Source organism: Herpetosiphon gulosus (assembly GCF_039545135.1).
GTDB lineage: Bacteria > Chloroflexota > Chloroflexia > Chloroflexales > Herpetosiphonaceae > Herpetosiphon > Herpetosiphon gulosus.
The window spans coordinates 268200-288364 of record NZ_BAABRU010000007.1; the positions used below are offsets into that span (position 1 = coordinate 268200).

A 20165-nucleotide genomic window follows, 5' to 3' on the forward strand; every position below is an offset into this window, starting at 1 on the left:
ATCGATCGTTTGAGCTAAGCTATCTCGGATATACTACTATTCTCTGCCAAAGCGCTGTTGCTGAGCAAGCGCTGAAGGTTGTATGATCAGTACGTTTTAAAAGGAGTATTAGGATGGATATCAAACGCGTAACAGTAATTGTTTTAGATGGGGTGGGCATTGGTGAAGCGCCTGATGCTGCTGAATATGGCGATGTAGGCAGCCATTCGTTGGCCAATACAGCCAAAGCAGTCAATGGGCTTGATCTACCGAATATGGCCAAACTTGGGCTTGGTTGCATTAGCGAAATGCAGGGTGTAGATTGCCCTGAATCTTTTAGTGGCAGCTATGGCAAAATGCAACCGCTATCGAAAGGCAAAGATACCGTTTCAGGCCACTGGGAGATGATGGGCATCGTCTTGCCAACGCCGTTTCCAGTGTATCCCGATGGCTTTCCGGCTGAAGTGATCGCTGCATTTAAACAAAAAATTGGGCGTGGCGTGCTGGGCAACAAATCAGCCTCAGGCACCGATATTCTCACTGAGTTGGGTATGGAACATATCCGGACTGGCGATCCAATTGTCTATACCTCAGCTGACAGTGTTTTTCAAATTGCCGCCCATGAAGATGTGATTACTCCCAAAGAATTGTATGCCATGTGCGAAATCGCACGTGAGATCTTGGTTGGTGAACATGCAGTTGGGCGGGTGATTGCACGGCCATTTATCGGCGATAGCCCCGAAACCTTTAAGCGCACCATTCGCCGCCACGATTACGCCCTGACCCCAGAAACCCCCACCATTTTGGATAAAGTGGTTGCGGCGGGTAAGCAAGTTTATTCGGTTGGCAAAATCGACGACATTTTTGGCAATCGTGGGATCAGCGTTTCCAACCATACGGTTGATAATGCAGCTAGTTTAGAGGCAGTGCTTGAATTTCTGGATGTCGATTTTGAAGGGCTGTTGTTTGCCAACTTCATCGAGTTCGATATGATCTACGGCCATCGCAATGATCCAGTTGGCTATGCCAAGGCCTTGAAGGCGGTTGATCAGCGTTTGCCTGAGCTACAAGCCAAACTGCGGGCTGGCGATCTAGTGGTAATTACCGCTGATCATGGGGTTGACCCAACCACACCCGGCTCGAACCACAGCCGTGAATATGTTCCGCTATTGGTCTTTGGCCCCGAAATTCCCAGCGGCGTTAATCTAGGAACCCGTCAGACCTTGAGCGATCTAGCGGCAACGATTGCAGAAATTTTTGGGTTGGAGCAACCATTGCAGGGAACAAGTTTCCTGAGCGAACTTCAATAATTTGTCATCGATCAATCAAATTGATCAAATGCTAAAACCTATCTCACACGAGGTAGGTTTTTTGCTACAACTGGCGTGATATTGGATGACTTCAGATAACCGCTAGTGATACCATGATAGTACATCGATCATCCAGCAACAATGCTGTGGGTCTAGAAGGAATCGTATTATGCAATTACGTCAACTCGGTAAGTCGGAACTACGGATTCCTAAAGTGGTCATTGGGGGCAATGTATTTGGCTGGACGGTTGATCGCGCCCAAACATTTCGTTTGCTTGATGCCTTTGTTGCTGCAGGACTTAACACAATTGATACCGCCGATGTCTATTCGGCATGGGTCGAAGGTAACCAAGGTGGCGAATCGGAAACGCTGATTGGAGAATGGATTAAGCAACGTCAGCGTCGCGATGATTTGATCATTCTGAGCAAAGTTGGGGCTGGCACAGGTTTAGCCAAGGCGCATATTGCCCAGGCAATCGATGCCTCATTACAACGGCTGCAAACCGACTATCTTGATCTATACCAAGCACATGTTGATGATGCCAATACTCCATTAGATCAAACGCTTAGTGCATTTGCCGAGCTAATCCAACAAGGCAAAATACGTGTGATTGGGGCATCAAACTATAGCGCTGAACGGTTGCAAGCTGCCTTAGCAATCAGCCAAGAGCTGAATCTACCACGCTATGAAAGCCTTCAACCGCTGTACAACTTATACGATCGCGAAGCATATGAAACACAGTTGGAAACAGTTTGCCAACAAGCAGATTTGGGTGTGATTCCCTATTCAACCTTAGCATCAGGCTTTTTAACTGGCAAATATCGTAGCGAAGCCGATTTGATTCAAAGCGCCCGTGGTTCGCGAGTGCGGAGCTATCTCAATCCACGTGGCTGGACTATCCTTAAGGCGCTTGATGAGGTCGCGGCTGAGGTTCAAGCGACATCTGGCCAAGTTGCCTTAGCGTGGCAAATCGCCCGTCCTAGCATCACCGCGCCAATTGCTAGTGCCACCAACCTCGATCAAGTTAATGATCTGATCAAGGCGGCCCAACTTGAATTAACCTCAAACATGATTGATTATTTGAACCAAGCTAGCCAATACTAATTAGTTAACCACGCTGAATTGCTAGACTGTCAACGGTTAACGTGACATGTCTAGCAACAACCCAAGCATTATTAGAAACTCTGGCGCTGCCAGCCGTTGGCGATTAAGTATTTGCATAAGTGTAGAGTTCAGTGCATAATGCTAGCCATCTGCATTTTAGCGCCGCCTACCTCAATGAACCAACCACAGGCAATTCCACTAACATCCACAATCATTTGGTAGGGTTTGGCATAGCGCTCAAGGAGGACTGGTGAATCGTTTCCTACCACGTTGGGCTGTATTATTGAGCTTACTCACCTTGGTGATTAGCTTATTTGCGCAGCCATTAGCCACGACAGCTCAAAAAGCTCCACTAACAACTGATTACGCCCCTGCGACTAGCGACAGTGTTGCCCCAAGCTCAACTCCTTCGCATCGCTTGATTATCGAGTTGCAATCGCCAGCCCTGGCTGCATGGAGCAAAAGCACCAATAAAGCTCGCAACGCCAACCAACGTTTGGATCTGAAGGCAGCTGATGCCCAAACCTACTTGGCCCAACTCGAAGCTGAACAAAATCGCTTCGTGACCGATATGCGCCAAGCCTTGCCCGGAGCCAGCGTCGAAAGCTTTGTTAATGAATTTGGCAACCTCGACGAACTGCGCTATAGCGTGGTGTTTAACGGGATGACCGTCAACGTTGGCAATGCCAAACGCGATGATGCTCGCAAAGTTTTGGAAGCCTTGCCCAATGTCAAGGGAGTCTACCTCGACTTACCACAACACGCTGATTTGCATGTGAGCAACACCTTAATTGGTTCGCCAGCCTTGTGGGATAGCGCGGGAATTGGTGGCCGCGACAATGCAGGAGCAGGCATCAAAATTGCCTCAATGGACGGTGGCGTGCACAAAGATGGGGCCATGTTTAGTGGCACAGGCTACAGCTACCCTGCGGGCTATCCTGCCAATGGTTTGGGCTTAACCCAAAACAATAACGGCAAAATTATCGCCTCACGCACCTACTTCCGCACCTGGGATGGCGCTGCCGCTGGCGACCAAAACCCATGGCCAGGCGAAAATGGTACTCCTCACGGGGTTCACACCGCTGGGATTGCCGCTGGTGATGTGGTGACGGCAACCTTTGGTGGTCTGAACTTGCCATTAACCAGTGGGGTTGCGCCCAAAGCATGGGTCATGAGCTATCGCGTGTTCTATGCCAGCGTCAATGGCATTGGCTCGTTCTACAATGCTGAAGGGATTGCCGCGCTCGAAGATATCGTTGCCGACGAAGCCGATGTGGTTAACAACTCATGGGGCGGTGGCCCAGGCAGCATCGGTGGCGAATTCGATGCCCTTGATACGGCCTTGATCAACACCTCAAATGCTGGGATTTTTGTTTCAATGTCGGCAGGCAATGCTGGCCCCAACAAAGGCACCAGCGATCATCCTTCCGATGAATATATTGTGGTAGCGGCCAGCACAACCCAAGCAACTTTTGCTGCTGGACAGTTGAATGTGACCCAACCTACCCCCATTTCGCCAACCTTGCAAACAATTCCGATTGCTGCTGCTAGCTTTGGCGGGCCAATTAATGCAGTTGTCAGCAACAACTACCTGCCTGCAAGCGTGATCTCGCCAACCAATGCGCTTGGCTGTAGCCCATTCGGGCCAACCAGCTTTACCGGCAAGATTGCCTTGATTCAACGTGGTACCTGTGAATTCGGGGTTAAAGCGCTGAATGCCCAAAATGCTGGCGCAAGCTTTGTGATTATTTACAACAATGCTGCCAATGGCAACACCTTGATCAACATGGGTGCTGGTGCGGTTGGTGCACAAGTCACCATTCCAGCAATTATGATTGGCTTTACCCAAGGTAGCGGATTAGTTAATTGGTATAGTCAACACGGCGCTGCGTCAGTTGCCGAAATTAACCCATCAACCTATCTTGCCCCAAGCACTGCCGACGTGATTGCAGGCTTTAGCAGCCGTGGCCCTGGCGTTGGCGATGTGTTGAAGCCAGACGTTACCGCACCTGGGGTTAATATTCTTTCGCATGGCTACACGCCTGGTGCTAGCGGCGAAGCCCGCCACCTTGGCTATGGCACAGCCTCGGGTACGTCGATGGCTGCGCCACACGTTGCTGGTGCTGCCGCCTTGTTGCGCCAAGCTCACCCAAGCTGGACCAACGACCAAATCAAATCGGCTTTGATGAGCACCTCGAAATATATTGGGGTGACGGTTGCCGATGGTTCGCCAGCTCAACCCTTGGATATGGGTGCTGGCCGGATCGATTTGAGCAAAGCTAGTGATCCAGGGGTGTTCTTAAGCCCACCAAGCTTGAGCTTTGGCCAAGTATTGACTGGCACAACCAAGGCCATTCAAGTAAGCGTCAGTAACGCCACCAATGTTGCCGAAACCTACAACCTGAGTACTCAATACACTGGTGGCGGGTTTAGCAATATCACTGCAATGGCAGGGGTAACCCTCTCAACCAATTCGATCACCGTTCCAGCCAATGGTAGTGCCCAATTTACGGTCACCTTCAACAGTCTGGCAGGACGTGGTTATGGCGATAATCAAGGCTTTATTGTGCTTGATGGCCCAAATCACGATGCCCACATGCCTGCTTGGGCACGGGTAACCAAGCCTGTTTCAAACATCGATGTCTTGGTGATTGATAACGATGGTAGCTCATCACTTGGTGGTGCCTACATCGATGTTACCCGCTACTACACCGAAACGCTTGAAGCAATGGATTTGAGCTATCAAGTCTTAGATGTTGATGATTTGGCTGGCAGCGTAACCACCTTCTTGCCACCAGCCGAGGAACTTTACCCATACAAGGCAATCATCTATTTCACTGGCAACTACAACCGCCGCAATGGTGAGTTTACGATTGCCACGCCATTAACAGCCTTGGATATGGATCGTTTGACCGAATATGCTAACAATGGCGGGACGATCATCGCCATGGGTCAGAATTTGGCCCAAGTGCTGAATTCAACCAGTTCCAACACCGCATCGTTCTTCTATAGTAGCGTGTTGAGTGGCGAGTATGTTCGAGCTAATATCAATTCATCGAATGTGATGACCGTTACCTCGCTCATTACTGCCACAACTCAAGCTCCTCAAGTGTTCCAAAACATGGAGATCGATATTGATGCTAGCGAGACCGCTGGTGGTGGTGCTCGTAACCAAACCAGCGTTGATGCACTTGAATCGCTGTATGGCACCGACTTCGATCCCAACCGCGATCCATTAATTCGCTCGTTGTTCTCAATCGAAGGCGAAGAAGACGTGGCTGCTGGACGGTTACATCGCGCCCAACCAAGCTTAGAAACCCCAGGCATTAGCTATTTGGGCCGCACTATCTACACGACCTTCGGCTTGGAAGGGGTCAACAACTTGAGCGATACCACTGGTCGTCAAGAATTGATTCAAACCTTCTTCCGCGTGCTGTGGGATGATCCAACCAGTGAAGTTATTGTGATGCCTCGTGCTTCACAAGTTTGGTTTGATGTCGATCTGACCTCAGAGTACGAAGCAGTACCAGTTGAATATCGCTGGGACTTCGGCGATGGCTCAGCCTATGTGACTGCGCCAGCAGGCACGCTAGTTGCGCATACCTATGCAACGCCTGGCCAAGTTCACACCGTCCGCGTGGAAGTAACCGACAGCTATGGTAACAAGTCGATTGCAACCCGCCAAGTAACTGCCCCATGGGGTCTCTACTTGCCAATGGTTACCAAAAACTAGCGATTGATCGTTAGTAAATCTTAGCGACAGGCGTTTGGTGCATTACCAAACGTCTGTCGCTTTTTTAGCTCGGGTATAATAAGCCAAATACTGCCTATACCTGAGGTTGTTTATGATTCACTCAATTACCTTTCGCCGCTGGAAAAGCTTTTTCGATACAACTCTCTACCTCGACCAAATTATGGTTTTAATTGGCATGAATGCCAGTGGCAAATCGAATGTACTTGATGCTTTGAGTTTGTTAAAAGCTTTAGCCGATGGCGAAGAATTACAAGAAGCTCTAGGCAATTTGCGTGGCGGAGCTGAGTGGTGTGTTCTACAGGGCTATGATTCATTTGAATTAGAGGTTGAGATTCATCAAAATGAAATTGATAAGAGTCAAGAGAAATATATATATACGATTAGGATTAATGTAAAAAATAACATATATATTGAATATGAATCCCTAGAATTATATGAAGAAAAAGATAAAGGATTATTTTTATATAGAACAGAAATCAATAACGATGATTCTAATATATTTAGATTAGATATTCTAAGTGAAAATAATTCTTATGATAAAATTGGAGTTATAACATCAGGAGAAAGTATACTAAGTCAAGTATTCAAAATAAATGATAATAAATTAGTTAACAGTACCATTAAATATATCATTCAAATATTTCGTAATATATTTGTTTTCGATCCAATACCTAATAGAATGCGTAGTTTCTCAAAAATATCATCTTTATTGATAAAAGATGGCTCTAATATAAGTGGTGTCATTGCTTCTTTTGATGAGGAATTTCGCAAAGGTCTACAAAAACAAATATCTGATTATATAACACGTCTCCCTGAGCATGATGTTGGTAAAGTATGGGTCGAAAAAGTTGGTAAATTTAATAGTGATGCAATGCTGTATTGCGAGGAAACTTGGCCAAATGGCCAGAAATTTATTGTTGATACTCGCGGCATGTCTGATGGCACATTGCGCTTTTTGGCAATTGTGACGGCTTTATTGACTCGGCCAGAAGGCAGCAATTTGATTATCGAGGAAGTTGATAATGGTTTGCACCCATCACGCGCCAAGCTACTGCTAGAGATGTTGCGCGAAATTGCGGTCAAGCGCCAGATCGATATTTTGGTTACAACCCATAATCCTGCCTTGCTCGATGCAATGACCCCCGATTATATTGGCTTTATCACGGTTGCGCATCGGAATCCTCAAGGTTATAGCGAATTGACCTTGCTTGATGAGGTTGATGCGCTGCCCAAGCTCTTGGCCAGCGGTGGAGTTGGTTATCTGGCAACGACTGGCAAACTTGATCATGCTATTGAGAATGAGCAGGAGCAAGGCGAATGACACAGGTCTTAGTGATTGATACATCTATTTTATGTGTTTGGCTGCAAGTTCCGGGTAAAACAACCTGCGGTTCAGATGAACATAAATGGGACTATCCCAAAGTCAAAGCAATTATTGAAGGCTATATTCAGAAAGGTGCTACGATTGTCTTACCGCTAGCTTCGTTGATCGAAACAGGCAACCATATTGCCCAAGCTGATGGCAATATTTACCCCATTGCTCAACGATTAATGGATATTGTTGATAAAACGTTAAATGCAGAAAGCCCATGGGCGGCATTTTCTGGTCAGCCTAATTTAGAGCAACAATTAAGATCGTTGATTGGCTCATGGCCGGAACAAGCTAAACAGAAGCTTTCGTTTGGCGATGCTATGATTATTGATATAGCAGCATTTTATGCCAAGAATTATCAGGTTGAGATATTAACTGGCGATGCCCAATTAAAATCATTTGAGCCAGCACCACCAAGCGCAATTCCAAGTTTAACTCCCCGCCGCCGCAAATAAAAAAGCCCCGCGACCAATACCTAAGCATCAATCGCGGGGCTTCGCCTTAATTATTGATAATTGGCTACTTCGGCCTTGATGCGTGCGATGAACTCATCGACGCTGATTGAACCGAGGTCGCCGCCAGAGCGTTGGCGTACCGCCACAGCTCCGGCTTCTTCTTCTTTATCGCCCACCACCAACATATACGGAATCTTGAGTTTTTGGGCATCGCGAATTTTGGCGTTCATACGATTGTTGCTAGCATCAACTTCAACCCGCAAGCCTTGAGCATTCAGTTTAGCCGCCACCGCTTCAGCATACGCCACATGACGATCGGTAATTGGCACTAACGTGACTTGAACTGGAGCCAACCACACCGGAAACGCCCCAGCATATTGTTCAATCAACGTGCCCACGAAACGCTCGATCGAGCCAAATGGCGCTCGGTGAATCATAATTGGCCGATGCTTTTGGCCATCTTCGCCCGTGTACTCAATTTCAAAGCGCTCGGGCAAGTTGTAATCGACCTGCACCGTACCAAGCTGCCATTGGCGACCAAGCACGTCGCGGAAGATGAAGTCGAGTTTTGGCCCATAGAACGCAGCTTCGCCTTCGACCACAACGTAATTGAGGCCTTTCTTTTCAGCAGCATTGATGATCGCACTTTGCGCTTTTTCCCAAATCTCATCCGAACCGATGTACTTGGGATTGCCCACCTCGCGCAAGCCGACCCGCGCTTGGAAATCCTTCAAGCCCATCGTACCAAACACGAAGAGAATCAAGTCAACAACTTTCAAAAATTCTTCTTCCAGTTGATCGGGCGTGACGAACAGGTGCGAATCATCGACCGTGAACGAGCGTACCCGCAGCAAGCCGGTTAATTCGCCGCTGTGTTCGTAGCGATAGACCGTACCAAATTCGGCCAAGCGCAAGGGCAAATCGCGATACGAACGTGGTTCGCTAGCATAAATTTCAATATGATGCGGGCAGTTCATCGGCTTAAGCAGATAAATTTCGCCCTCGGGATTTTCAGGGTCATCGTTTTCGATTTCACGCATCGGCGGGAAAATGCCATCGCGATAGGTATACCAGTGACCGCTCGTTTTGTAGAGATCGATCTTGCCCATATGCGGCGTGACAACTGGCAAGTAGCCGCGTTCAATCTGCGCTTGACGCAGGAAACGCTCCAAGACATCGCGCAAAATTGCACCTTTGGGCAGCCACAACGGCAAGCCAGCCCCAACTTTTTGCGAGAAGGTGAACAAGCCTAATTCGCGGCCAAGCTTGCGGTGATCACGCTTTTTGGCTTCTTCTTGCTGCCACAAGTAATGGTCAAGCTCTTCTTTCGATGGCCAAACCGTGCCATAGATGCGCTGCAACATTGGGCGTTTTTCATCGCCACGCCAGTATGCGCCCGAAACCCGCAGCAACTTAAAGCCATTCGGCGGAATATCGCCTAAGCTTTCGACGTGTGGCCCTTTGCACAAATCTTCAAACGAATCGTGTTTGTAGGTTGAGATGATCGTATCGCTGGCGGCGGCTTTTTCGCCATATTCATCTTCGCCCTTGGCCAAACCTGCGATCAACTCAAGCTTGTAGGGCTGATTTTTGAATAACTCACGGGCTTCGTCTGCTGAAACTTCACGATAAGCAAAGCGATGTTTGGCCTTGATGATTTTGCGCATCTTGGCCTCGATGTCCTTGAGATCATCGGGCGTTAATGGGCGTGGCAAATCAAAATCGTAGTAAAAGCCATTTTCAACTGGCGGGCCGATCGCAATCTTGCCATCGGGGAAAATTTCGAGTACAGCTTGGGCCAATACGTGCGCCGTCGAGTGACGCAAGCGATACAGTGGCTCATTATCTGGATTGACTGGTGGCATTTGAAACTCCTAGAAAGTCAAAAGGCAAAGGTCAAAAGGCAGAAATGCCTCAATCTCAATTTTCGATCATATTTTGGCTAATGGATAAATCAGAAGGCAAACTACAAATCAGATTTTGATTTTTGACTTCTGATTTTTGACTTTAATCTTACCAACATGGCATGAGATGACGTGGGGCTTCTGGTTGGTTAGCCAAATCGCGCTGATAAACTAATTTGAGCATAGCGGCGCGATACTCAGCGCTATCAATTAGTTGCCAACCTTCGGCGAATAACTGAGCATCCATGGCGGCGCGGTCGGGCCATTCGCGAGCCTCGGCAGCACAGGGAGCGTCGCCCTGAACTGGGGCATAAGCAATTAAATATTCCAACATTGTTCTGCTCCTTTAAGTGATTAATTGGGCCAGTATCACTTTCGTCCAGAACGATCACCCCCTTTCCATAAAATCAGAAGGCAAAAATCAAAAGGCAAAACAGGCTAGCCTCTGTTCTATGCTCTTTGTTCTATGTTCTGTTATTGGGCTTCGACGGTAGCGGTGAGCACGCCTTCGCCGACTTCGATTGCTGTAATCCGTTGGCCATTGGCAGTTAATTGGCTGTTGAGTTTGGTCTCAAGGGTTTGGGACAATTGTTCAGCATCAAGGAAAAAGCCCAGAGCGCCGTCAATTTGGGCATCAACCACATCAATTCGGCCATCAGCGGTTACCTGAACTCCGGCGCTGGCGCTTCCAGTCATGCCATATGCGCCGACAGTTGCGCCCAAACGGCCTGGCGTAAAACGCACAGTCGCACTATCCAAGGGGCTAATTTCATTGGGATTAGCCTGAATATACTGGTTAATTTCAGTATCGGTCACTTGAACTACGCCTTGAAAGCCAGCCGGAATTTCGCTATTTGGGCCGCCAAGTTGCTCATCGAGCTTGCGATCAATTTGTTGTTCGAGTTGGCCACCCAAGGTATTACCTGCTTGTTCACTGAGCATTGGCCGTAAATAGAAATAGACTCCCAACAGGCCACCTAAGGCCAAAAACACAAAAATTGTCAGGGTGGTCAAACAACCAAACAGACAACCGCGGCGGCGTGGTGGCGGTGGTGGTGCATAGCCATAGCCGTAACCCATACAAAACCTCCTGTGGTGCTGTTAAACAAAAAAGCCCCGTCCATTACACATAGGACGAAGGCAAACATAAACCTCGTGGTTCCACCTAATTTCCAAATTAGCCAGCACTAATTTGCTTAAGTTGTCCGTTAGCGGGGACAAAGCGCATCGGTCTACTAGCCACATGGCGTTGGGCGATGAACTCAGAGGGGGTATTGTTTGCATCCGTGCCAGCAACGCTCGCAATCTATGGCGCTGCTTCCCTGATGGTGTGACTCAAACAACATGGCCTCATCACAGTTGAGTTATTCAATTGTGCTAGATGCTACCATACCTTGGCTTGCTTCGTCAATCCGCCCTTTGAACGAGAATGCGTTGCACCTGATCACCACCCCTCTGACTCAAGGCGGGGAACTCAGGGTGTCTACATCCCCCTGCTCCCCCTACAGCACAATTTTTACAGAAAAGACATACTCCGCTAGAGATGACACGGTGATTTTAGCCAAATCACATCGAATAAATAATGCTATTGCCGATTGGTGCAGGCTCAAGTATGATATCAGCGAACATTTGAGCTACTGAGGTACGTATGGCTGAATCACGCAAGGGCGCAACCAAACTGGCCAATATTTCGCCTGACATTTTGCAGCAACTCAATACTGGTCAACTTGCCACGGCTAATTTGATGGAAGGTTTGGCGATTGATTTTCAACAATTATGGCAACATTGTTTTGCCGAATTGCCTGCATCTGCCTTGGCGAGTTATGACCCAGCGGCGGGAGTCGTCAAACGCATGCAAATGATGGGCCAAATTCTCAATCAATCCTTGGGATTTGGTGCGTTCAATCGTGTGGCAACCCATCATGCTGATACGGTGCGTGGTTGGGCCGCCTTTATGCTAGCCGATCAGGCTAATTTGAGCGTTGCTGAGCGATTAAATTTGGTGCAACCCTTGGCCGATGATGCCCATTTTGGCGTGCGCGAATGGGCTTGGCTAGCCTTGCGCCCCCAACTTACCGCCGATTTAGCCACTAGTTTAAATGTATTGCAGACTTGGGTTGCCGATAGCTCAGAGAATATTCGGCGCTTTGCAATTGAGGCGTTGCGGCCACGCGGAGTTTGGTGTAGTCATATCAATCAATTAAAACAAAACCCAGCCTTGGCGCTTGAGCTTTTAACACCAGTGCGCTCCGACACCAGCCGATATGTCCAGCTTTCGGTCGCCAATTGGCTCAACGATGCTAGCAAAACCCAGCCAAGCTGGGTTGAGCAATTAACCGAGCAATGGTTGGTTGAATCGCCAAGCGCTGAAACGCGCTGGATCGTAAACCATGCCACTCGCAGTTTGCGCAAAACCAAAGCCTAAGATTGCCAAACAACCAGCGAATCGGTAGATAGACCGATCTCACATTGAGCAATTTCGGTTAAGCTATGCTGTAGCTCGGATGTTTGTATGACATGGGATCAATGGTGGCGAGATTGACTGCCAAGCGCCATCGTGTGCTAAATGTGGGAGTATCTAATGGCCAAACGTGAATTTTCGGTTAAACATGAATATAACTACCCGCGAAGTAGCTCAATTCGCTGGATTATAGCGCATGTTTGGCGCTATTGGTTTTTAGCCTGTGTGGTGTTGCTCTGTTTTCTTGGGTCGTGGGTGACCTACTCGCAGGCACGGGTCGTGATCGGCGCTGTGGCGGCGCTGCTGGAAGTGCCCTTCGATGCTGCTGAATTGCTGCGCCTTTCGCTGATTATTTTGGCTCTTTTGGTTGGCGATGGTTTTTGTTTGTGGTTTGGCAGTTTGGCGGGCGAAACAATTGCCGCCCGTTTCGAGGCCGATGCCCGCGAAGAGCTGTATATCAGTTTGCTCGGCAAAAGCCAAGCCTACCACGACCGCCAACGGGTCGGCGATTTGATGGCGCGGGCTACCGATGATACCAGCCAACTTGCCAGCATGATTGTGCCCGGCAGCACCATGATTTTTGAAAGTATTTTGGGGATTGTGGTTCCGCTGACCTATATTGGCTTTATTAAACTTGAGTTATTGTTAGTGCCATTGGGCTTTGTAGCCTGTTACATCATCGCGGTGCGACGCTATGTGCGACGCTTGAATCCGGTTGTGGCTGAGCAACGCGAACAATTTGGCAAGCTCAATGCTGGCCTCGAAGAAACCATCTCAGGGATTGAAGTAGTTAAGGCCAGTGCCCGCGAAGGTTTTGAACGACTGAAATATCGCCGCCATGCGCGAGGCTTTCGCGATTTGTTTGTGCAACAAGGTCGAATTGAAGCTCGTTATATTCCACTCTTGCTGTTTGGCATCACCTTTGGCCTGACCTTTTTGCACACGATGATTTTATTTGATCAAAATCGGATTAGCATCGCCGATATTATTGCAGTAATGAGTTTGATTGGCTTGTTGCGCTTCCCAACCTTTATCTCGTTGTTTGCCTTTACCTTGGTGCAAACCGGGATCGCCAGTGCAGGTCGGATTTTGGGTGTAATCAAAGAGGAAACTGAGCTAGACGAAAATACCCAAGGCCATCAAGCAGCAATTAAAGGTGAATTGCGCTTCGAAAATGTGCAATTTGGCTATGAAGCTCAGCCAATCTTGCATGATGTTTCGTTCAGCGTCAAACCTGGCCAAACCGTGGCAATCGTTGGGCAAACTGGCTCAGGCAAAAGTGCCCTAACCCAGTTGGTCAACCGCACTTACGATGTGCAATCTGGCCGCGTATTAATTGATGGAATTGACGTGCGCGAGTGGAATTTGGATACATTGCGCTCACAAATTTCTAAAATTGAGCAAGATGTCTTTTTATTCTCACGCACAATTGGCGAGAATATTGCTTTTGGTGCACCCAACGCCAGCCGCGAACAAATTATCGAGGCAGCCAAAGCGGCCCAAGCCCACGATTTTATCAGTTCATTCGTCAATGGCTACGATACCGAAATTGGCGAGCGTGGCGTGACGCTCTCTGGGGGGCAACGCCAGCGCATCGCCTTGGCACGGGCCTTTTTGAGCAACCCGCGCATCCTGATTTTGGATGATTCGACGAGCGCGATCGATAGTGCGACCGAAGATCAAATTCAACGGGCGATTCGTGAAGCGCAGCGTGGCCGCACCACCCTGCTGATTACCCACCGACTTTCACAAATTCGCTGGGCCGATGTGATTTTGGTGCTTGATGGTGGGCGAATTGTGGCCGCTGGCAGCCATGAACAACTGCTACGCACCTCAAGCCACTACCGTCGGATCTTTGCCCGCTATGAAAGCTCGCTGCCACCAATTGAAGCCGCCGTTTTGGCCTAAAATACAATGCGCCACTAGCGATTGCTGGTGGCGCATCCTTATTAATTAAGCTGCAACCATGGATGCTCAGCTTGATTGGTAAACACGGTCACAATATCCCGAATTAGTTGGTGCGATTGACGATTTTTTGAGATAAAGCCATCCAAGCCAGCGCGATAGAAAACCTCTTGAGCTTGATCGTCACGGCTCCAGCCAATAATTTTGGCATCATCGGCCAAGGCACGATGTTTAAAATGCTCAGAACGAATTTGCGGCATTAATTCAGCGATGCTCACCCCATCGGCCAAACGCTGATCGACCAAAAGCAAACGGGCATACTGCTGTGGTTGATATTCAAGCCATTGCAAAAGCTGAAAACTAGTGCTACAAATCGCAATCGTCGTCGATAAATTGAACTGCGTCAGTAATTGTTCAGCGCCGCGAAACTGGGTCTTTGCCATAATTTGCAAAACCCGGGTACTCTCCACCAGACACACATTGGCCAGCATGCCAGACTCCTTGCTCCATACCAAGAAATATTCTATAGCTAGAACATTGATATAGCTCATTGGCTCAAATTAGGCCTTTGAGTGTCGTAATCAGCGATAAAACGCTTATTTGATTAATTATGTGATTGATATTTGAATTGTAGAAGTTGCTGGTTGGTAGCGACGATGCTCTCGTTACGTTTGATTATAGCATAGCCTGATTGGTATAAATGTGACTTTTGCTGCCTAATTTGGCGCAAAAATACTGCAATAATCATGATTACTGAGTTGAATAGCAACTTTTGGTTGCATAATCGTTATTTGCGCATGCTTCAATCTAATTTTGATATTTATTAATCTATTTAATGCGGATTAAATGAATATATCTGCATATTACACTTATAGAATATTGCTTAATGGAGCTGACCTAACTGTACTACATAGCTGCCCATGGGTTTGTTGTTCCCTCATCCCCAGCCCCTCACCCACGGCGGCGGGCGAGGGGAGTTCAAATCGGCATGGTGGAATGATTTCCCCATCGCTCGCTGGGCAGGTGAGGGCATGCCAATCAATGGTATGTTCAACCCAGCCATTAGCTTGTAGCCTAAGCCAAAAAGCCAATTTGCTTAAATTCCGTTAATTAAACCTCTTGACAAATGTTTAAAAATCGGTTAAAGTCTTTGTAATTCCAATGAAATTAGTTAGTGATTTCTGAGTTGGCTAGCAGTTTGGAACGTTCGCGTCGGATGATCTCTAGTAACCACGAAGGAGTGACGATTATGAATTTGATCCATCGTCGGTTTCGGTTTCTAGCCTTTATCTTAATTCCCGTTCTTGTTATGTTGATGGCATTGAGCCAACAAAAGGTTGAGGCAGCCGCGCCTGCTTGGAATGGCAACTATCAAGCGTATGCCATTGGCAATCGGGTGAGTTATGCTGGTGGCGAATATGAATGTATTCAAGCCCACACCTCACTGCCCAATTGGAATCCAGTTGATGTTCCAGCCTTGTGGCGAGCGGTTTCACCAAGCAATCCAACCGCAACTTCCGTTCCAGCAACTGCCACGCCACGCCCAGCAACCGCAACTCCCTTGCCACCAACGGCAACGCCACGACCTGGCACGGCCACGCCAACCCCAAATAATCCAACTGCCACGCCACGCCCAGCAACCGCAACCCCAGTCTTGCCAACCGCAACCACCCCTCCAGGTGGTGGCAGCAAGCGCATCATCGGCTACTTCGCTGAATGGGGTGTCTACGGTCGTAACTATCACGTTCGCAACATCAAAACCAGTGGCTCAGCCGCTAAATTGACCCACATCAACTATGCCTTTGGTAATGTTGTCAACAGCCGCTGCCAATTGGGCGACACCTACGCCGATTATGATCGGGCTTATAGCGCTGCTGAAAGCGTCGATGGCGTAGCCGATACTTGGGACACTGGCGTATTGCGTGGTAGCTTTGGCCAATTGCGCAAACTCAAAGCCGAATTCCCCCACTTGAAAGTGTTGATTTCATTGGGTGGTTGGACTTGGTCAGCAGGTTTCTCGGATGCTGCCTTGCCAGCGAACCGCGCTGCCTTCGTCAAATCATGTGTTGACCTGTTCATCAAAGACCCACGCTGGGCTGGCGTATTCGATGGCATCGATATCGACTGGGAATACCCCGCGGCTTGTGGTAACACCTGTAACTACCGTCCTGAAGATACCCAAAACTTCACCGCCTTGTTGAGTGAATTCCGCAGCCAATTGAATGCGGTTCGCCCAGGCTTATTGTTGACGATTGCTGCTCCCGCCGACCCAGCCAAGATCGCCAAGATTCAGGTTGGTCAAATTCACCAATATCTCGATTTCATCAACATCATGACCTATGACTTGCACGGCGCTTGGGAAGCTAACACCAACTTCCAATCAAACTTGTACTCAATCGCTGGCGATCCAGGCCCAGTCTACTCAGTTGATATTGCCGTCAACGCTTGGTTGAACGGTGGAACTCCAGCCGATAAAGTTGTCGTTGGTGTGCCATTCTATGGTCGCGGCTGGAAAGATGTACCAAGCACCAATAATGGCTTGTTCCAACCTGGCTCGGCTGCTCCAGCCACCTACGAAGCAGGGATCGAAGATTACAAAGTTTTGAAAACCAAAGGCTTGACCCGCTACTCAAATAGCGCTGCTGGCGCTGCTTGGCTCTACGGTAACGGCCAATTCTGGACCTACGATGACCCAGCCATTATGAAAGTCAAGACTGACTATGTAAAAGCTCGCAGTCTTGGTGGCACGATGTTCTGGGAATTGAGCGGCGACACCACGGATGGCGAATTGATCAACGCCCTTTACCAAGGTCGCTAGATTCAAACTCATATCGGTGAGGCTAAATGGCGCGAGCATTGCTGCTCGCGCCATTTGGTTTTTTAGCATAATACATTTAATCAGGGGAACTCACATATTCACACTAAAATCCTGATTTTGAATATATCATCAGATCGTTTGGTATCCATAAATTGAACTTTAGGGGGTGCAGGGGGATGAAAACACCCTGCGTTTCCCTCCAGCGGAGGGACGGAAGGGAGGAGATCCATAAAATCAATAAACTCTACATAAATTACCCCCATTGATCAACGCCTTGAGCGAGAGTGCTATACTGAGCATATTCTATTTGGTGGAGGTTGTAGCATGAGTGGCGTGCGAATTCGACGTTTGGCTAGCGCTGCCCGCCCGCAAGGGATGGATTATGTGGTGTTGATGCCTGGGGCTAATTTACAATACTTTACGGGCTTGACCTTGCATTTAAGTGAGCGTTTGGCCTTGGCGTTGATCGCTGCTGATGGTCAGAGCATCAATATTGTCTTGCCAGCTTTGGAGCAACCGCGTGCTTTAGCCGAATATAGCGGCGAAGTGGCGGTACGTTGGTTTCCATGGAGCGATGACGAAGGCCCGATGAATGCCTTACGCAATGCAGCGGCTGGCCTAATTGGCCGCACGGTTGGCGTGGAATATACGACCATGCGAGTATTAGAATTACGTGCTTTAGAAGAAGTCGCAGGTGTGCATAGCATCGATGCCAGCGCCGCAATTGCGAGTTTGCGCATGCAAAAGGGCGATGATGAAATTGCCTTGATGCGCGAAGCTGTACGGATTGTCGAGGCTGGCCTCAAAGCCGCAATTGAGGCAATTCATCCAGGCCGAACCGAGCGCGAAATTGCCCGAATTTGGGAAGAAGCAATGCAACTTGAGGGCGGCGAAGGCCCATCATTTGCGACGATTGTCGCGAGTGGCCCAAATAGTGCTAATCCCCACCATACGACAGGCGAGCGCCAAATTCAAACTGGCGATCTGGTAATTTTGGATGGTGGGGCGTTGTATCGGGGCTATTGCTCGGATATTACCCGCACTGTGTGCGTTGGCGAGCCAAACGAGCAACAACGTAAACTGTATGAAACCGTTTTGGCGGCCAATCGCGCTGCCTGTGCTGGGGCCAAACCAGGCATGAGCGGCGCACAGGTTGATCGCTTGGCACGGCAAGTAGTTGAGAATGCTGAGTTAGGGCGTTATTTCATCCATCGCACTGGCCATGGCTTGGGCATGGAAATTCACGAACCGCCCTATATTGCCAGCACCAATAACGTTGCCTTGCCAATTGGCACGGTCTTCACGGTTGAGCCAGGCACCTATGTTGCTGGAATTGGTGGCGTGCGGATTGAAGATGATGTGCTGCTGACACCCACTGGCGCTGAATGTTTGACCAACTTTCCACGGGAGTTGATTATCAAATGATCGTGCTGGCCCAAACGATCGCCCAAGATCCACCGTTGTGGGCGATGATTCTCGCGCTTGGCGTGGGCAATATTGTTGGAATTATTGGCATTTGGTGGTGGCGGCGACGCTCTGCCACCAGAAAGTAGGCTTATGCAACAACGTCGTGCTTCATTTTGGACATTAAGTTTGTTGGTGATTGGCTCGTTGGCACTGCATGGCTGGACGATCGGCACGCTGTTTCAGGTGCGTTCGACCGCCAACCAACAACTTAGCCAATTGCAAACGGCGCTTGATGAAGCACGGCGTGAACCCTTGGTCTATCAAGTGCCGATTAACCAAACCGTGCCGATCAAGCTCGATGTGCCAATCAATCAATCACTGAACATTCCAATTAATACCTCAGTGCAGATCAAAGATACCTTGCAATTGCCCGTCGATACTGGTTTTGGTTCGTTGACGATCCCGATGCCAATCGATATAACGATTCCGGTTTCGACCAATGTGCCGATTACCTTCAACCAAACTGTGGCAATTTCCACCAGTGTGGCGGTCGATTTGAATGTGCCAATTACGCTTGATTTGAACCAACCACCCTTTAATGGCTATCTTGATCGCTTGCAAAAAGCGCTGGCCGATGTAGCCGAGCAACTGAATTAACCAATATAACAACCAAAATAGATCCAGATAGCAACAAGCACAACATAATCAAAACCTCCCTTCAAGCCGCAGCAACCAAAAGGCCTATCTCTAAAAATCGATATTGAATACTATAGTCTGTAGATCTTTAGTCTATATATAGCAACCATGTTTCTGATTTCACTTTGTTGGACGACGATCATGAAGTTGCAGCATGCGTTTGCAGTGGTTTTGAAGGATCTTCGGGTTAGCCTTGGTATCTCGCAAGAAGAACTTGGCTTTAAAGCAAACTATCATCGAACGTACATTAGTCAGCTTGAACGGGGCTTAAAAATTCCGACTTTAACAACAGTTTTTGAATTAGCCCATGTACTCAAGATTACACCTGCAGAATTTATTGAACGTGTCCAACAAGCATTTGAAAATGCTCTATCAGAGGATGGACACGATGAAAATAATTCATGAAGAACGACTCATAGATGCAGGCAATTTCTGCTTAACAACCGATTGGTACACCATTTATGCTGATATTATCGAGGCCATTGCCACAATCCGTTGGCCGATTAATGGTGCTGTTTTCTCATTGAATCCTATTGATAAAGGAAATGGAGTCAAACCAATTAAAACCGCCTGTATGGATCATTTGGCAAAAAAGGGTTGGCTACTGGAACATTCAATTGATATTGCCACAGCTAAGAAACCTGGTCCAATTGATGCATCATATAAAACTCCCAGTTCACAACTTTTCTGTTTGGAATGGGAAACAGGAAATATCTCCTCAACCCATCGAGCATTAAATAAGCTAGCACTTGGGATGCTAAAAGAAACAATTATTGGTGGTGTACTAATCCTTCCTACTCGTAGTATGTATAAATACTTAACTGATCGAATTGGGAACTATACAGAAATTGAACCCTATTTTGATCTTTGGCGATCACTTCAGATTAAAAATGGTATCTTAATGGTTATGGCGATTGAGCACGATAGTTTAGATCATACTATTCCACTCATTCCAAAAGGAACAGATGGTCGGGCTTTGCGGTAGAATAAAAAGAATGT

At 48.1% G+C, this 20165-nt stretch carries 17 protein-coding genes; 13 read left to right on the forward strand and 4 right to left on the reverse strand.

Annotation, left to right across the window (positions count from 1 at the left end; genetic code table 11):
- Positions 1-113 precede the first annotated feature (113 nt).
- From ABEB26_RS11755 to ABEB26_RS11775, 5 genes are all read left to right on the forward strand, one after another.
- Positions 114-1289 carry a phosphopentomutase gene (locus ABEB26_RS11755; RefSeq protein ID WP_345722193.1) on the forward strand — a complete coding sequence of 392 codons (1176 nt, stop codon included), beginning with the start codon at positions 114-116 and terminating at the stop codon, positions 1287-1289.
- A 169-nt stretch (positions 1290-1458) separates the two neighbouring features.
- Positions 1459-2394: an aldo/keto reductase gene (locus tag ABEB26_RS11760; RefSeq protein ID WP_345722194.1), complete on the forward strand. Its 936-nt coding sequence runs from the start codon at positions 1459-1461 to the stop codon at positions 2392-2394.
- A gap of 250 nt (positions 2395-2644) precedes the next feature.
- Positions 2645-6127: a S8 family serine peptidase gene (locus tag ABEB26_RS11765; protein WP_345722195.1), complete on the forward strand. Its 3483-nt coding sequence runs from the start codon at positions 2645-2647 to the stop codon at positions 6125-6127.
- 112 nt (positions 6128-6239) lie between these two features.
- On the forward strand, positions 6240-7469 hold the full coding sequence (locus ABEB26_RS11770) for an AAA family ATPase (RefSeq protein WP_345722196.1): 1230 nt from the start codon (positions 6240-6242) through the stop codon (positions 7467-7469).
- Positions 7466-7975, forward strand: a complete 510-nt coding sequence (locus tag ABEB26_RS11775; protein WP_345722197.1) for a hypothetical protein — start codon at positions 7466-7468, stop codon at positions 7973-7975. Before ABEB26_RS11770 ends, ABEB26_RS11775 begins: the two co-directional genes overlap by 4 nt.
- 50 nt (positions 7976-8025) lie before the next feature.
- Here ABEB26_RS11775 and thrS read toward each other — a convergent pair whose 3' ends face one another.
- From thrS to ABEB26_RS11790, 3 genes are all read right to left on the reverse strand, one after another.
- On the reverse strand, positions 8026-9840 hold the full coding sequence (thrS, locus tag ABEB26_RS11780; RefSeq protein ID WP_345722198.1) for a threonine--tRNA ligase: 1815 nt from the start codon (positions 9838-9840) through the stop codon (positions 8026-8028).
- Between the two features lie 148 nt (positions 9841-9988).
- Positions 9989-10213 carry a hypothetical protein gene (locus ABEB26_RS11785; protein WP_345722199.1) on the reverse strand — a complete coding sequence of 75 codons (225 nt, stop codon included), beginning with the start codon at positions 10211-10213 and terminating at the stop codon, positions 9989-9991.
- Between the two features lie 140 nt (positions 10214-10353).
- Positions 10354-10959, reverse strand: coding sequence for a hypothetical protein (locus tag ABEB26_RS11790; RefSeq protein WP_345722200.1), 606 nt, complete (start codon positions 10957-10959; stop codon positions 10354-10356).
- Positions 10960-11527: 568 nt separating this feature from the next.
- On the opposite strand from ABEB26_RS11790, the gene ABEB26_RS11795 reads away from it, so the two are divergent.
- Positions 11528-12304 (forward strand): DNA alkylation repair protein, encoded by a 777-nt coding sequence (locus ABEB26_RS11795; protein WP_345722201.1) that lies wholly within the window; start codon positions 11528-11530, stop codon positions 12302-12304.
- A gap of 156 nt (positions 12305-12460) precedes the next feature.
- Complete coding sequence (locus ABEB26_RS11800) at positions 12461-14248, forward strand: ABC transporter ATP-binding protein (protein ID WP_345722202.1); 1788 nt, start codon at positions 12461-12463, stop codon at positions 14246-14248.
- A gap of 41 nt (positions 14249-14289) precedes the next feature.
- On the opposite strand, the gene ABEB26_RS11805 is transcribed toward ABEB26_RS11800, so the two are convergent.
- Positions 14290-14736 carry a hypothetical protein gene (locus ABEB26_RS11805; protein ID WP_345722203.1) on the reverse strand — a complete coding sequence of 149 codons (447 nt, stop codon included), beginning with the start codon at positions 14734-14736 and terminating at the stop codon, positions 14290-14292.
- A 758-nt stretch (positions 14737-15494) separates the two neighbouring features.
- On the opposite strand from ABEB26_RS11805, the gene ABEB26_RS11810 reads away from it, so the two are divergent.
- From ABEB26_RS11810 to ABEB26_RS11835, 6 genes are all read left to right on the forward strand, one after another.
- Entirely contained in the window at positions 15495-17063 is a 1569-nt protein-coding gene (locus tag ABEB26_RS11810) for a glycosyl hydrolase family 18 protein (RefSeq protein ID WP_345722204.1), read from the forward strand.
- 324 nt (positions 17064-17387) lie between these two features.
- Positions 17388-18488 (forward strand): M24 family metallopeptidase, encoded by a 1101-nt coding sequence (locus ABEB26_RS11815; RefSeq protein ID WP_345722205.1) that lies wholly within the window; start codon positions 17388-17390, stop codon positions 18486-18488.
- Positions 18485-18616, forward strand: coding sequence for a hypothetical protein (locus ABEB26_RS11820; RefSeq protein ID WP_287044971.1), 132 nt, complete (start codon positions 18485-18487; stop codon positions 18614-18616). Before ABEB26_RS11815 ends, ABEB26_RS11820 begins: the two co-directional genes overlap by 4 nt.
- 4 nt (positions 18617-18620) lie before the next feature.
- The gene (locus ABEB26_RS11825) at positions 18621-19127 is read left to right on the forward strand and encodes a hypothetical protein (RefSeq protein WP_345722206.1); all 507 of its coding nucleotides are present in this window, start codon (positions 18621-18623) and stop codon (positions 19125-19127) included.
- A 180-nt stretch (positions 19128-19307) separates the two neighbouring features.
- Positions 19308-19571 carry a helix-turn-helix domain-containing protein gene (locus ABEB26_RS11830; protein WP_345722207.1) on the forward strand — a complete coding sequence of 88 codons (264 nt, stop codon included), beginning with the start codon at positions 19308-19310 and terminating at the stop codon, positions 19569-19571.
- Positions 19555-20151 carry a BglII/BstYI family type II restriction endonuclease gene (locus ABEB26_RS11835; protein ID WP_345722208.1) on the forward strand — a complete coding sequence of 199 codons (597 nt, stop codon included), beginning with the start codon at positions 19555-19557 and terminating at the stop codon, positions 20149-20151. Before ABEB26_RS11830 ends, ABEB26_RS11835 begins: the two co-directional genes overlap by 17 nt.
- Positions 20152-20165 lie beyond the last annotated feature (14 nt).

Bases quoted from the DNA above. Each gene is read 5' to 3' on its own strand.
- ABEB26_RS11755 (WP_345722193.1), top strand. From the start codon at position 114: ATGGATATCAAACGCGTAACAGTAATTGTTTTAGATGGGGTGGGCATT.
- ABEB26_RS11760 (WP_345722194.1), top strand. From the start codon at position 1,459: ATGCAATTACGTCAACTCGGTAAGTCGGAACTACGGATTCCTAAAGTG.
- ABEB26_RS11770 (WP_345722196.1), top strand. From the start codon at position 6,240: ATGATTCACTCAATTACCTTTCGCCGCTGGAAAAGCTTTTTCGATACA.
- ABEB26_RS11775 (WP_345722197.1), top strand. From the start codon at position 7,466: ATGACACAGGTCTTAGTGATTGATACATCTATTTTATGTGTTTGGCTG.
- thrS (WP_345722198.1), bottom strand. From the start codon at position 9,840: ATGCCACCAGTCAATCCAGATAATGAGCCACTGTATCGCTTGCGTCAC.
- ABEB26_RS11785 (WP_345722199.1), bottom strand. From the start codon at position 10,213: ATGTTGGAATATTTAATTGCTTATGCCCCAGTTCAGGGCGACGCTCCC.
- ABEB26_RS11790 (WP_345722200.1), bottom strand. From the start codon at position 10,959: ATGGGTTACGGCTATGGCTATGCACCACCACCGCCACCACGCCGCCGC.
- ABEB26_RS11795 (WP_345722201.1), top strand. From the start codon at position 11,528: ATGGCTGAATCACGCAAGGGCGCAACCAAACTGGCCAATATTTCGCCT.
- ABEB26_RS11800 (WP_345722202.1), top strand. From the start codon at position 12,461: ATGGCCAAACGTGAATTTTCGGTTAAACATGAATATAACTACCCGCGA.
- ABEB26_RS11805 (WP_345722203.1), bottom strand. From the start codon at position 14,736: ATGCTGGCCAATGTGTGTCTGGTGGAGAGTACCCGGGTTTTGCAAATT.
- ABEB26_RS11810 (WP_345722204.1), top strand. From the start codon at position 15,495: ATGAATTTGATCCATCGTCGGTTTCGGTTTCTAGCCTTTATCTTAATT.
- ABEB26_RS11815 (WP_345722205.1), top strand. From the start codon at position 17,388: ATGAGTGGCGTGCGAATTCGACGTTTGGCTAGCGCTGCCCGCCCGCAA.
- ABEB26_RS11820 (WP_287044971.1), top strand. From the start codon at position 18,485: ATGATCGTGCTGGCCCAAACGATCGCCCAAGATCCACCGTTGTGGGCG.
- ABEB26_RS11825 (WP_345722206.1), top strand. From the start codon at position 18,621: ATGCAACAACGTCGTGCTTCATTTTGGACATTAAGTTTGTTGGTGATT.
- ABEB26_RS11830 (WP_345722207.1), top strand. From the start codon at position 19,308: ATGAAGTTGCAGCATGCGTTTGCAGTGGTTTTGAAGGATCTTCGGGTT.
- ABEB26_RS11835 (WP_345722208.1), top strand. From the start codon at position 19,555: ATGAAAATAATTCATGAAGAACGACTCATAGATGCAGGCAATTTCTGC.